We start from the raw sequence: 13792 nt of genomic DNA, 5'->3' as shown, positions 1-13792 counted from the left end.
TCTAATTTGAGATTAGCGACATACATCGCCAATGTACAGTGTGGTCAAGTCACTATCAGGAACGATATAACTGAGTATATTAATTATTCTAATAAAGTATAATTTTAGTAGTTTTTACAAAGTACATAGTCTGCACTAAAGTACTAGCCTCGTTTGAAAAATTCATATGTATTTGAGAGTTCAACAATTATTGATATAGCTGCTCATATTAAAAATATGTTTTAAAGAGCCAACATAGTTCTCGTGTTTTTGGTATAGGTAGGCCACAGGTTGATGTACTTGATATCAATAGTGATGCACAGTTTTTATAAATCGTAACACATTTCTTTTGAAATAACTTTAGTCTATCATATGTTAATATGATTTATTTTTATAAGTGCTATATTTAGAGAGAGATGATTGTTAAATTTTTTTAAGTTAATTATTTAATGATTCTTCTGCTTGTAGCAGAAGGGAACAGGATTGAGTGTCACTACCATAATTCTTATATAACTTACATGGATTCATGCTAAAATATTATTGATCATCTTTTAGCTAAAACTATTTTATTCGTAACCCAAGAGAGCATATATGAAGGATAACGTGATGCAAAATTCTACTGTGGTGCTTTTTAGTGGTGGTCAAGATTCTACTATATGTCTAATACAGGCTATGCGAGAATACGAATTCGTTCATTGCCTTACCTTTGATTATGGTCAACGCCATAGCTATGAGATAGATGCAGCACGAGATATTACCCAACAGCTAGGAATAAGTTCACATAAATTGATTAATATTTCTGTTTTAAACGATCTTAGTTCCTGTAGCTTAACAAGAAAACATTTGCTTGTTTCTAATTTTGATGCACAACAAGACACAGACTTACCTGATACTTTTGTACCTGGACGCAATATCCTTTTTTTAACATTAGCTTCAATATATGCTTATCAGTTAAAGGTGGAGACATTAATTACAGGAGTATGTGAAACAGATTTTTCAGGGTATCCTGATTGCCGGAATGACTTTATTTTAGCGCTAAATACAGCGATATCATTAGGAATGTCAAAAGCATTGATCTTTAAGACGCCATTAATGTGGCTTACAAAATCTGAAACATGGGCATTAGCAGACACACTAGGTGTTCTGGATTTTGTAATGCATGAAACCGTAACATGTTATCATGGCATTAAGAGTGATGGATGTAGACAATGTAATGCTTGTCACTTGCGCAATACAGGCCTTAGAGAATATTTAGATAATTCCAATGCTATAAAACATAGTTTATATAATAAGCAAAATTTATATCAAACTAATATGAAGATTGATACAAGTATTTAATGTATGAGATATGAAACATATTAATATTACTTCAGTGATATACAGTGTGATTGACCCTTGGCTATAGCAGTATTCAGTGAATTATTTATAATTAATACAAGATAGTAGCCTCGATATGATATCAAGAGGGTATTCAGTGGATATGTTCAAGCCTTAAATGTATCTCAAACCAATAGTGATGTTAAATAAGTATTCCGGTATCTTAATAGTCTATATAGCTATCGATATAGGGTTTAATATTTTGCGTATCTTCAATAATACTAATAGTTTACTTATCATATGCATCACGGGTGATAATATTACCTGTGTATAGTGCTTACTATACTAGTTAAGCTATTAACATCACTCTATTGGCATAAATCTGATCACAGTGCATATTCTCAAGAGGTATAAATATTTTCAGAGCAATGCTTATAGACAAGCTGCATCATTTTTTAACTATGTTTTTAACTACCTTTGACGTATTTGAGCTAGTATTGATTGTACAATTCGTGCGTTACCTGCAACAAGGTTTCCAGAACAAAAATAATGATTATCACCGCTAAAATCAGTAACTAGCCCACCAGCTTCTCGTACTAATAAGTCCCCAGCAGCAAAATCATGTGGTTGCAGGTTTATTGCAAAATATCCATCAATTCGACCAGAAGCTACATAAGCTAAATCTAGAGCAACTGAACCACTACGACGAAAATCAGCGCATCTACAGAAAAGCTTTTCAAAAGCATTAATGGAGGGCGCGTTACTTTCATGCACTTTAAATATAGCATCAGTTGATAAAATTGCCTCACTTAGGTATCGTGCAGTTCCTCCTCTTAACCGATAACCATTTAATTGTGTTCCGTGACCTCTCCAGGCATAAAATAATTCATTACGCATTGGGTCATATACTACGGCGACCTCAGTGCGTCCTTTAACGCGTGTTGCAATAGAAATACTGAAATGTGGAAGTCTTTTCATGTAGTTAATATTATCATCTAGCGCATTTATCACCCATTGTACTTTTTGAGTATCTTTGTATATTTGACTATCATTTTCTGTAAAAATAATGTGATTTGGATAAGATTTAAAGATGATATCAATCATTTGGTCTTTTGCTTTTTTCTCAACAAAATTAGTCAGGTCATAATTACCTTTTTGCTTCAATTCAGTGGAATCTGCTATTTCATAGTATTTTGTGATAATGCTTCCGGCCTGACGTACAGCTCGGATAGCAATGTTGAGCATTGGATGCATAAGTGTTATAATCTCAGTAAATATTCAATAATACAATCGAATGAGTAGTATTAACAGAAGCCTATAGAACAAGGTTGGTTAACTACCTTTAAAAAAACTGTAAAACCTATCTGTCTTACAGTAATCGAATGCTCTACAGTAGTTTTTAAACTAATAAATAAGTCTTTAACCTAATTAATGGTATACATTAGTATAGTAATTCCTACTAGTAAATATCTTGTATTAATGTTTGCGATTAGATCGCATTAATGATTATGTGGTTTCATTCTTCTATTAGGCGCAGTGTCTGATAGCATCGAGGTTCTGTTGAAAGTGCGAAATATGTAATATGGTCTTAAGTTTTCCAGTAAATATCGATATCTTCTATGGCTATATATTATAATTATTTTGGACTCAGTATGTGAATCATGTATAAATGGATATTTAGGATCTGCACTTGTTTGAATTGCAACCTGTTATAACATGAAGGACTAAAGATGATATTTCCTTACCAATACTTATCTAACTTTATTTAAAATACATGGAGAATATTTGTAAATATAGGTGGTGATATGTATCTCCAGTGGGCTCTAAAGAGAGCCCATACAATCTCAAGGCATAAAACTTATGTAGGAGTTAAATAATGGATGAAGCAGATTTAGCTCAAAAACGCGAGCAAGATATTATTAACGCAGCACTATCATCCCGAGAAAAAAGCCTCAAAAGTCCTGATGGACAATGTATTTGGTGCAAAGAGGAGACTATTGTTTTAGGAACAGCATTTTGTTCAGCAGAATGCGGAGATGATTATAATAAATATCAAAGAGAAATGAAGCAACGGCTGGGTAGACAATACCAGTAGTAGTAATGATCAGGAAATACATGACATATAAATAGATTGAGATTTATTAATACCACAATCTGTTTAAATAGGAAAATGATCACAAGGAGGTGTGTACGGAATGCAAATGTTATAATATAGCGTTACACATGATCTGCTACATATTGTGTAAAACGACATGTATTCTATATTTTTATTTTTCAAGAGATTTCACAGAAACATTCTGGCGGTCATGTATCTATGCTTGTTGAGAGCATGCAAGAAATTAGCAGTATCTAGATGTAAATGCTCAGTACTCAGTCAGGATTTTTCTTGTAATTTTCTTGTAAAGTAGTAAACTTTTTTACAATAGCATTCAAAATGTCTGATAGATTGGCATGTGATAGTTGAATGCATTGCTTTAATACCTTAGACTTTATTTATTAAGTTGATTAAGCTTTGCGAGATCTTCTGGTGTATCTATGCCATGTGTAAGATGAGCCTGAGTAATATCAACATGTATTTTTTCACCATACCATAATACACGAAGTTGCTCTAAGAGCTCCTCACTTTCTAAGAGTGTAGATTGCCAACTAACATAACGGCGAATAAATCCAGCATAATAGCTATAAATACCGATATGACGAAGCAGTGGTATGTTAGCATTATGTGTTGTAATGAAACTGTTCGTGCGACTCCAAGGGATCACAGAACGAGAAAAATACAATGCACAGCCGTAGATATCTCGAACGACCTTAACTAGGTTTGGGTTGTGTGCTTCTTGTAAAGAGTGTATTGGTGTTGCTAATGTAGCTATGTTTACGCTATGAGATGATAGGTTTTGTGCTACCTGTTGTATCATCATTGGAGGTATCATCGGCTCATCACCTTGAACATTGACAATCACTGTTTCGTTAGGGAACTGATAGTGTTCAATTACCTCAGATAGACGTTCCGTGCCAGACTGATGGTTTTTTTTTGTCATCAAAACCTCGACATGAGCAGTACGTACTGTGGTTGCTATATCATCATGATCAGTGGCAACAATAACTTTTTGTGCACCAGATTTCAGAGCTTTCTCGACTACATGAAGTATCATCGGTTTTCCATGTAATGTTAATAGAGGCTTGCCCGGCATGCGTCTAGAAGCAAAACGTGCTGGAATTATGGCTATAAAATTCATGAACCGTCCTCCTATAGTGCTAGATGGCGAGCTGCGTGTTTGAGTAAAACTGGAATGCCATCTCGGATCGGATAGATTAACTGGTCTATTTGACAGATAAGTTCGAGGTGATCTTGATTATTATACAGCTCTAACGGCTGATAACACTGTGGGCACGCAAGAATATCTAAAAAGCAAGTATCCATAACACTCCATAAAATAATATAAGATATTAAACCTATATATACAATACTAGCACTATACTGAATAGTAAGCGCATAAGCTTTTTGAGGGTCTTCCGTGCCATCTGATGAACTAGTCTTGATGTTGGTTGTATAAGCATTATATAGTATCAGATTTGAATTTTCACACCTAGCTGTAACTCTTAATATATAGCGCTCAGTATCTCATGGATTACTTAACAAGATCTTCTCCTAGTTGAATGTCGTATTTGAGTTGATCGAGCATGTTTCTGAGTGCATTCATTTCAAATGCACTAAGTTTACCAATGGGGCAATACTCAGAGATTCCATCCTTTCCTAACATAAGGGGTTGCGAAAAGAATTTAGCATATTCCCCCGGTCCTTCAACATATGCACATTCTATTATGTTAGTTGCTCCTTTCAAAGCGCGCACGAGTGAGAGACAAAAATGTGTTGCTGCATATGCCATTGAAAGAGTGGCAGACCCACCACCAGACTTGGATTCAAGTACTATTGTACCTGCATTTTGGATATCTTTTGTAAGATCGTGAATTTCTTCTGTAGTTAATTGAATATTACTATGCGATGCTTGAGAGAAGAGAGGCAGAATTGTGGAGCCTGAGTGACCCCCAATAACTCGGATGTTGAATTTTTCTGGTGCTTTGCCAGTCAATAAAGCAATCAATGTATTACTACGGATAATATCTAGCATAGTAATGCCGAATAGTTTTTTTCTATTATAAACTCCAAATTTTTTTAGTACTTTAGCCGCTATAGGAACAGTAGTGTTAATTGGATTGGTAATAATGCCTATTATAGCATATGGACTAGTGATAGATACCTGCTCTATAAGGTGTTCAATAATTCTAGCATTTAATTGCAAAAGATCAGATCGATCCATACCAGGCTTTCGCGCGAAACCAGCTGCAATTAATACGATTTGAGTGTCTTTTAGTGCTAGAGTGATATTGTCTCCTGTAAACCCTTGCATGCTAACAGAAGTAGGTATATGACTTAAGTCAACTGCAACACCTGGGGTAATTGGAGAAATATCATATAGAGATAATTTAGAGCCTTCTGGTAGTTGTGTCTTGAGCAATAAAGAAAGGGCTTGACCAATACCTCCTGCCGCACCAAGGATTGTCACTTTCATCTGATACTCCTTAAGTTATCTTACATTAAAATTGTGTGGGCTGTATACTGCTACGATCAAGTTCATCGTAAGTGACTTGCCTTGCTCAATAGCAAGATAGAATTTATGTGAAATATTTTAAACCCAGTTATTTCTAGAACTGATCACGAACAGGATTATTAATGAAGATTCATTTAACTTGCCATGAGATCACAAAAAATTATAAAAATTATATTTTTAGTAAAATTATGACATATGATACGTCATCTTCTATCTCGATTCAAATAATGATATGTATCATAGGCATGATAACTTATAATATATGAAAACTTTTGATTACGAACTTATATTGTGCTTATTGTGCTTTTACTAATAGGTTATATGCTTTATTAAAAATAACAAAACACAGTCAATTTTTTAATATTTTAGATTTAAACCAATATTGGATCTAATAAGATATTAATTTCTGCATGCATTTTTATTAATGTCTCTAAAGATTCTATCCAATATTATCAATGAATATTGCTAAGCAATATGCCTTGAGTGTTGATTAGTAATTATTATTATAGATCTTAAACTTAAGATACAATACTCTAGTGTTAACTAAAAATATTTTCTCCAAACCTCGTCAGTGTTAATATGGTGTGTATTACACTTTTTGTGACATTATTTTTTTTATCTCATCCCGATTTGTCATTTTACTATCAATTTTTACATAAGCGCTTTTTTCATGAGGTAATATCCATGCATCAAATATACCATCTTGCTGCTTTAGAAAGTTTTGCAATTGAATCGGATCTTGTATGCAATCTTCAAGATGAAAACGTAAAGTACTAAGATAACGAGGTTCTCTTAGGTTTAGGCTCAATACAAACCAAGATAACGCTACCAACATGTTAAATAAAAATACTGTACTACTACCCATGTAATCTAATATCCAGCCACCTACAAAACCTCCAGTTGCCACACCAATACACTGACTAGTAGTGTATACTCCCATTGCTGTACCTTTATAGCCAACAGGGGATTGCTTACTGATAAATGAGGGTAGAATTGCTTCAATCAGATTAAAACTAACAAAGAATATCTCTAGACTAGTGATTAGAGTCCATATTGGGTAATCTATCATCCAAAAGACAGTCTCAGCTCCTAAAATGCATCCTATAGCTAAGACGAAAACTTTTTTCATTTGACGTTTTTTTTCAGCATAGATGAGTAATGGTGCTGCAAGAGCTAAAGCTATTGACATTGTACATAGGTATATTTTCCAGTGTTCGCCAGCAGATAATCCTACCATAATAAAATGTTTAGGTACTCCAATAAAACTCGACATTAGTAACACATGCAAAAAGAAAACACTAAGATTGAGCTTCATTAGATGAGAATTGCCAATGACGTGACGAATACTGCTTGTTACTAGTGAAGATTCACGATTTAGTGTGTGCTTTGACGTTGATGGTACAATGATCAGTGTAATTATTATACTAATCATGGTTAATACTGCGATGATCCAGAATAGTTCTTGAAGGCCAAGCGCTTGAGTGATAATAGGTCCAAGAACTATAGCAAGGGAAAAAGTGATCCCGAAGCTAATGCCAAGAAAAGTGATTGCTTTAGTGTAGTTTTCCTCACTCATGAGATCAGATAAAAGTGCCAAAATTGTTCCGGCTATTGCCCCGACTCCTTGCAAAGCGCGTCCAAGAATCACACCCCATATAGATTCTGTCATAGCGGCAATTATGCTGCCGATCATAAAAATAGATAGACCGCTGATAATTAATGGTTTTCGGCCAAAGCGGTCAGATAGTACACCGAAAGGAATTTGAAAAAAAGCTTGAGTAATGCCGTATATGCCAATAGCTAGCCCTGTTAATGTTTCAGTCGCACCATTTAAGTTGCCACCATAAGTTGTAAGGATAGGTAGAGCCATAAAGAGCCCTAGCATTCGCAATGAAAAAACTGTCCCAAGACCCCAGCTTGCATATTTCTCAAGTGGGGTCATTTTATTATGAGCCATGATTACCTTGATATCTTTAGTAATGACACGTTTTTATGATGGGTAGTGTTCAAGACTACACAAATAGAATAATAACACATTACCGTTCTAGACTACATAGACGAAAAATCATTTCCAGCGTTTAACTTATATATACTGGCACGTGCTTTGGATTTACTGCTATAACATCAACAGACATCATGATACTTAGCGTGGTAATGACTACAATTGAAATCAGAAATAATTTTCGCGCCCAAAGGCGATCGTCTTGGGTTGTGTAACCTGATATAGCTATCATTAACCACCACGTGTTTACTATAGACACTACTACTAGATATTTATATCCGGTGTAACCAAAAATTTTTAGCATTAGGGTAGCTGCGATAAATGCAATGATATATATGGTGATATAACGTTTTGTTATAAAAACACCCTTAACAACTGGTAAGATTGGAATATTAGCTAATTGATAATCTTGGATTCGATATATAGCTATGGCATAAGAATGTGGTATTTGCCATAAACTAAAGATAATCAGTAGTATAAGTGCGCCGGGTTGTAGTTGATTAGAGGCCGCACAGTAACCGATAATTGGTGGTGTGGCTCCAGACAGGCTGCCAACAAATGTACCATGAAGAGAATGACGTTTCATATATAGACTATAGATGCAAACATAAATTATCATGCCTATAGCAGCAACTGACATGGCAAGAAAGTTTGCTTTACTATATAATACAGCAAAGCCAGTGACACCTAATATAGTGGCATACATTAGGCTTAATTTTAGAGAGATTAGCCCTTTTGCTAATGCTCGATTTTTAGTGCGATGAGTTTTTTTATCAATGTCACGATCTATATAGTTATTGTAGACACAGCTAGATGCAACTATCAGCCCTGCACCGAAAACAGTAGAACAAAGTTCTATATAATTAATGTCACCTTGAGAAGCGAGTAAAAATCCTCCAATAACAGAAATTAAATTTCCAAAAATAATTCCTGGCTTGGTTATCTCTATATATCGAGCAATCAAGTGCTTGATGACTCTAAGTTGTCTAAATCTCAACTAAGAATCCATCATATTGCAGTTGAGATTCCACATAATCCATAGTGAACCGGCAATGATAATCAGAATAATTAACGCTGTAAATAGAATCGCAATGAAGTTCCATCCCTCTTCTGATTTTCTGTTGAGGTGTAAAAAATATATTAAATGCACAAAAATTTGAACAATGGCACAGATTATGACTAGAGATAAGATTGTACTTTTCGATCCAGCTCGATTGATAACCATCCAAAATGGAATGATAGTTAAAAGAATAGAGAAAATAAAACCTTTTAGATAAGTCTGAAGGCTAAAATATGCATCACCATTTTTTGTGTTAGGATATCTCACTATACCTCCCCTATAAGGTATACAATAGTAAATACACAAATCCATACAATATCTAGAAAGTGCCAGAACAGGCTTAGACATGTAAGACGTATACGATTGGTTTCGGTCAGACCCCGTGTGCTTATTTGGAAAATCAAGAGGAGCATCCAGAGCATACCAAAGAGCACATGCAAACCATGAGTACCCACCAGAGTAAAAAATCCAGACAAGAAAGCACTAATATGAGGAGTAATACCTCTAGAAAAAAGATCAAAAAATTCAGCGCCTTCCATGGCAATAAACCCAAGAGCAAATAAAAAAGTTAGTGTTAGGTAAGTTATGACCGAACTTTTGTGTCCTAGATTCATGTGGATAATAGCTAAACCATGCATTACAGAGCTTAATAAGAGAAGGATAGTCTCAAATAATACACATGGTAGATTAAAGAACTCTTTACCTGTTGGACCATTAGCAATATTATTTACGATTACACCATATGTAGCAAACAGTGTTGCAAAAATTATGCAGTCACTCATTAGATAGAGCCAGAACCCGAAGATTTTATTTGTTTCTACATTTTGGTGTGTCGTTAGATTTTTAGTTAACATGATGAATCCTGTTTTTCTTTTTTTCCTCAAAATTATGATTTTCGATTGCTAAAATCTCTGCAATGGATACTAAGTAATCCACGTCATCGTCAAAGCTTTTTATGCTCCAAGAGAGCAGCACTCCTAATAATGATGTAATAACAAGCCACCAGATATGCCAGATCATAGCAAAACCACAAAGTAGACTAAAAAATGCTATTACGATTCCAGTACTGCTATTTTTTGGCATATGAATTTCCACATAATGAATTTTTTTGGAAGAAGCTTCATTCTTACCCTGTCTTTTTATTTTTTCTTTCATGGCCCAAAATGCGTCACGTGTATCTACTTGAGGTACAATAGCAAAATTATAGAATGGAGCGGGAGATGAGGTGGACCACTCTAGGGTACGCCCATTCCATGGGTCACCAGTATGATCGCGGTTCTGAACGCGATCACGGATCGTAACATAGAATTGAATAATTTGACAAACCACACCACAGCTTATCAAGGCTGCGCCACTAGCGGCAATAACTAGCATTGGATGAAACTGTGGGTCGATATCTTGACTCAGACGACGCGTCATCCCCATAAAACCTAATATATAAAGTGGCATAAAGGCAACAAAGAAGCCAATGATCCAAAACCAAAATGCACGAACGCCCCACGTTTCGTTTAAAATAAATCCGAATGCCTTTGGAAACCAGTAGGTTATACCCGCAAAGCACCCAAACACTACACCGCCAATAATTACATTATGAAAATGCGCTACCAAAAATACACTATTGTGTAGGACAAAATCTGCTCCAGGAATAGCTAATAGAACACCTGCCATACCACCTAAAGAGAAAGTGACTAAAAAACCCATAGTCCATAACATTGCGGGATGCAGCTTAATGCGGCCTTGGTACATTGTAAACAACCAGTTAAAGATTTTGACACCAGTCGGAATAGCGATAATCATCGTCATAATTCCAAAAAAGGCGTTAACGTTTGCACCTGCGCCCATTGTAAAAAAATGATGTAACCACACAACAAAAGATAAAATTGTAATAACGATTGTAGCCCAAACCAGTGATGTGTAACCAAATAATCGTTTATATGAAAACGTAGCTACCACTTCAGAAAAGATACCAAAGACTGGTAGAACCAGGATGTATACCTCTGGATGCCCCCAAATCCAGATGAGATTAACATACATCATCATATTTCCGCCCATGTCATTGCTAAAGAAATGGAAGTCAAGATAGCGATCTAAAGTGAGTAGTGTTAGTGTTACAGTTAACACTGGAAATGCGGCAACAATCAGAACGCTGGTGCATAGAGATGTCCAAGTAAATACTGGCATTTTAAACATAGTCATGCCCAATACGCGCATCTTTAAAATAGTAACTATAAAGTTTATTCCTGTAAGTGTCGTAGCAATACCAGAAATCTGTAAACTCCATATCCAATAATCAACGCCAACTCCTGGGCTATATTCTGGTCCAGATAGGGGTGGATAGGCCAACCAACCAGTTTGTGCAAATTCACCGAGACCCAGTGATAGATTAATTAGAGCGACACCTGCAGCTGTTAACCAAAAGCTGAGGTTGTTAAGATATGGAAACGCTACGTCTCTTGCACCAATCTGTAATGGAACTATAATATTCATTAAACCTACCACAAAGGGCATGGCTACAAAAAAGATCATAATCACACCATGTGCGGTAAAAATTTGATCATAGTGGTGAGCTGATAAGAAACCCTCTTTTCCAGAAGAGGCAAGAACCTGTTGAGTACGCATCATAATGGCATCAGCAAAACCTCGCAGCAACATCACGAACCCCATAATAATATACATTATGCCAAGTTTTTTATGATCTACGGAGGTAAACCATTCGGACCAGAGGTATGTCCATTTGCCAAAATATGTAATAACCCCAGACATAGCAATGCCAGTAAAAATAATAGCGGCAACTGTAACCATGATAATAGGTTCATGGAAAGGGATTGCGTCTAGGGTTAACTTTCCTAACATCGTGTATTTCCTCATCATTGCGTACAGTTGAGACTAAAAAATTATTTGTAGTATGTTACTAAGTGATGTCTTGATTCTAGGTTCCGACTAGAATGTGTACTATGTACATTGATACGAATAGGAGTATTAATGTTGTCAGATATTTTAATATCTCCTTTATTCTTAGAATCAAATTGATGAATAATGTTTTTAAATAGTTCTGGTTTTACATTTGAAAAGAATTGAACAGAGTAATTGTTTTTTAATGAAGCTAAATATTTAAAATCACTCATATTCATCAAAATCTTAGAAGATTTTTTGGCTTTGGATATCCATTGATTAAACTCAGTAACATTGCCAGTAGCAATGGCTTGGAATTTCATCTGAGAAAATCCGTTGCCACTATAATTCGAAGAGATGCCGCTAAATGTACCTGCTTCATTCGCAATTAAATGCAACTGTGTTTGCATGCCAGGCATAGCATACATTTGGCTGCCGAGAGCAGGTATAAAAAAAGAGTTCATTACAGTATCTGATGTAATCTTAAAGTGTACCGGGCAGTTCACCGGAAAAGCGATTTCATTAACAGTAGCAATACCTTGCTCGGGATAAATAAATAACCATTTCCAGTCGAGTGATACCACTTCGATGGTAATCGGGTTAATATTTGATGTTAATGGATGTCGCGGTTCGAGAACATGAGTGGACTTCCATGTCAGGATTCCAAGGAATGTAATTATTAAAATAGGTACAATCCATACCACAGCTTCTATTGTACTAGAATGATCCCAGTCTGGATTATATATCGCGTGCGCATTAGATTCTCGATACCTGTAGGCGAATAGTATTGATAACACAATAGCTGGAATAACAACTATCATCATTACCGAAAAAGCTGTGATAATTAGTGATCGTTGCTCTATAGCTATCTGTCCTTTAGGGTTGAGTAGTGTAATATCACAACCACTAGATAATAAAAAAGATAACATCATTGTGATTAATAACACAGTTTTTATTTTGTTATTGTATATATTAAGTTTCATTTAGTGACCTTGATCGTGATACTTGATCTTGATAATAATAGCTATACTCTCGTTGCAAAGAGTATTCTTCGAGCAGGTTTGAGCATTGCAAGACTGTTAGCTAACTTTTTCATCCAACCAACAAAGAATCAATGCACGCGCTTGTGTATCACTCTAAAAATTGACTATGACAGATCAAGATCATATACATTCTTAAATTTTCTCACAATGCAACATCAATCAATTCTAATAAAAGTATTTTATACTTGTTTAGGAGTGCACCTGATGAATATACATGGCACTGTTTTTTGTGATACCTCATGTATAATAAAATCTATTCTATCTTATCAGTTGTTAGATGCTCAAACTAACTCATCATAAATGTCTTATTATGTATAAAACATTGTTTGTTATAAAATATTGTGAGAATTGTAATATTCAATGTGTTGATAACAGGACAGAGTATTTCTAATGATTTTGATGTTTTTAATCTCAACTGCATAAAGTTGCTCTAGATTACATATCTTTTGAAAGGCTATATTTGCCATATCGTATTATTGCTATCTCAATGCAAACACCTGATAAATATGTCAAGTTTTTTCAGATTAAGCGTTATAATTGGTCTTAATCTTGGAGAAAAATTTTTGTAAGGTTTTGGGATAACCTTACAGAAGACTAGTTTAATTAATAGATTCGATTGCGTTTGCTATGTAGCAAATCAACTGCAAATAATCGCGAAATGGTATATATAGCATACTAATATTCACTTATTATTCTCATTTATTATACACCAATCTAAGTGTACACTAAATATATTAGATACCCAGATTTATAATCACACCTTGATGTAATCATCAATTATACAATATTAATATACAATATTATATTATAAATTATAAAATATTATAATATATAATAATAAATAATATATTAATAATAATGTACGAATTTAGTTAATACTTATAGGAGC

Annotated in this window: 11 protein-coding genes and 1 pseudogene; 2 read left to right on the top strand and 10 right to left on the bottom strand. The window is 34.8% G+C overall.

Features of this window, described 5'->3' with window-relative positions; genetic code table 11:
- Window positions 1–570 precede the first annotated feature (570 nt).
- Complete coding sequence (gene queC / locus CIPSTX3056_RS02805; RefSeq protein WP_231939196.1) at window positions 571–1317, top strand: 7-cyano-7-deazaguanine synthase QueC; 747 nt, start codon at window positions 571–573, stop codon at window positions 1315–1317.
- Window positions 1318–1767: 450 nt separating this feature from the next.
- On the opposite strand, the gene suhB is transcribed toward queC, so the two are convergent.
- The gene (gene suhB / locus CIPSTX3056_RS02800) at window positions 1768–2550 is read right to left on the bottom strand and encodes an inositol-1-monophosphatase (protein WP_072666416.1); all 783 of its coding nucleotides are present in this window, start codon (window positions 2548–2550) and stop codon (window positions 1768–1770) included.
- 622 nt (window positions 2551–3172) lie between these two features.
- Here suhB and CIPSTX3056_RS02795 point away from each other — a divergent pair.
- Window positions 3173–3391 (top strand): hypothetical protein, encoded by a 219-nt coding sequence (locus CIPSTX3056_RS02795; RefSeq protein ID WP_072666415.1) that lies wholly within the window; start codon window positions 3173–3175, stop codon window positions 3389–3391.
- A gap of 394 nt (window positions 3392–3785) precedes the next feature.
- Here CIPSTX3056_RS02795 and kdsB read toward each other — a convergent pair whose 3' ends face one another.
- The 9 genes and pseudogenes from kdsB to cyoA all read right to left on the bottom strand — a co-directional run.
- The gene (gene kdsB, locus CIPSTX3056_RS02790) at window positions 3786–4532 is read right to left on the bottom strand and encodes a 3-deoxy-manno-octulosonate cytidylyltransferase (protein WP_072666414.1); all 747 of its coding nucleotides are present in this window, start codon (window positions 4530–4532) and stop codon (window positions 3786–3788) included.
- 11 nt (window positions 4533–4543) lie between these two features.
- The gene (locus CIPSTX3056_RS02785) at window positions 4544–4717 is read right to left on the bottom strand and encodes a Trm112 family protein (RefSeq protein WP_072666413.1); all 174 of its coding nucleotides are present in this window, start codon (window positions 4715–4717) and stop codon (window positions 4544–4546) included.
- A gap of 208 nt (window positions 4718–4925) precedes the next feature.
- Window positions 4926–5867 (bottom strand): malate dehydrogenase, encoded by a 942-nt coding sequence (gene mdh, locus CIPSTX3056_RS02780; protein WP_072666412.1) that lies wholly within the window; start codon window positions 5865–5867, stop codon window positions 4926–4928.
- A 628-nt stretch (window positions 5868–6495) separates the two neighbouring features.
- Window positions 6496–7863 carry an MFS transporter gene (locus CIPSTX3056_RS02775; protein WP_072666411.1) on the bottom strand — a complete coding sequence of 456 codons (1368 nt, stop codon included), beginning with the start codon at window positions 7861–7863 and terminating at the stop codon, window positions 6496–6498.
- 121 nt (window positions 7864–7984) lie between these two features.
- Complete coding sequence (cyoE, locus tag CIPSTX3056_RS02770) at window positions 7985–8872, bottom strand: heme o synthase (RefSeq protein WP_072666410.1); 888 nt, start codon at window positions 8870–8872, stop codon at window positions 7985–7987.
- A gap of 33 nt (window positions 8873–8905) precedes the next feature.
- The gene (locus CIPSTX3056_RS02765) at window positions 8906–9235 is read right to left on the bottom strand and encodes a cytochrome o ubiquinol oxidase subunit IV (protein WP_072666409.1); all 330 of its coding nucleotides are present in this window, start codon (window positions 9233–9235) and stop codon (window positions 8906–8908) included.
- Window positions 9235–9822 (bottom strand): cytochrome o ubiquinol oxidase subunit III, encoded by a 588-nt coding sequence (cyoC, locus tag CIPSTX3056_RS02760; RefSeq protein WP_072666408.1) that lies wholly within the window; start codon window positions 9820–9822, stop codon window positions 9235–9237. Before cyoC ends, CIPSTX3056_RS02765 begins: the two co-directional genes overlap by 1 nt.
- Entirely contained in the window at window positions 9812–11821 is a 2010-nt protein-coding gene (cyoB, locus tag CIPSTX3056_RS02755; RefSeq protein WP_072666407.1) for a cytochrome o ubiquinol oxidase subunit I, read from the bottom strand. The genes cyoC and cyoB overlap by 11 nt, the downstream gene beginning before the upstream one ends.
- Window positions 11822–11985: 164 nt before the next feature.
- Window positions 11986–12843, bottom strand: a pseudogene (gene cyoA, locus CIPSTX3056_RS02750) (ubiquinol oxidase subunit II); the annotation flags it as partial.
- Window positions 12844–13792 lie beyond the last annotated feature (949 nt).

Source organism: Candidatus Erwinia haradaeae, from assembly GCF_900698965.1.
GTDB classification, from domain to species: Bacteria; Pseudomonadota; Gammaproteobacteria; order Enterobacterales; family Enterobacteriaceae; genus Erwinia_E; species Erwinia_E haradaeae_A.
Note: the sequence above shows the minus strand (reverse complement) of the source record. Positions and strands in the feature narration are given on the sequence as shown.

Excerpts from the sequence above, each read along its gene's own strand:
- queC (WP_231939196.1), top strand. The coding sequence starts at position 571 with ATGAAGGATAACGTGATGCAAAATTCTACTGTGGTGCTTTTTAGTGGT.
- suhB (WP_072666416.1), bottom strand. The coding sequence starts at position 2,550 with ATGCATCCAATGCTCAACATTGCTATCCGAGCTGTACGTCAGGCCGGA.
- CIPSTX3056_RS02795 (WP_072666415.1), top strand. The coding sequence starts at position 3,173 with ATGGATGAAGCAGATTTAGCTCAAAAACGCGAGCAAGATATTATTAAC.
- kdsB (WP_072666414.1), bottom strand. The coding sequence starts at position 4,532 with ATGAATTTTATAGCCATAATTCCAGCACGTTTTGCTTCTAGACGCATG.
- CIPSTX3056_RS02785 (WP_072666413.1), bottom strand. The coding sequence starts at position 4,717 with ATGGATACTTGCTTTTTAGATATTCTTGCGTGCCCACAGTGTTATCAG.
- mdh (WP_072666412.1), bottom strand. The coding sequence starts at position 5,867 with ATGAAAGTGACAATCCTTGGTGCGGCAGGAGGTATTGGTCAAGCCCTT.
- CIPSTX3056_RS02775 (WP_072666411.1), bottom strand. The coding sequence starts at position 7,863 with ATGGCTCATAATAAAATGACCCCACTTGAGAAATATGCAAGCTGGGGT.
- cyoC (WP_072666408.1), bottom strand. The coding sequence starts at position 9,822 with ATGTTAACTAAAAATCTAACGACACACCAAAATGTAGAAACAAATAAA.
- cyoB (WP_072666407.1), bottom strand. The coding sequence starts at position 11,821 with ATGTTAGGAAAGTTAACCCTAGACGCAATCCCTTTCCATGAACCTATT.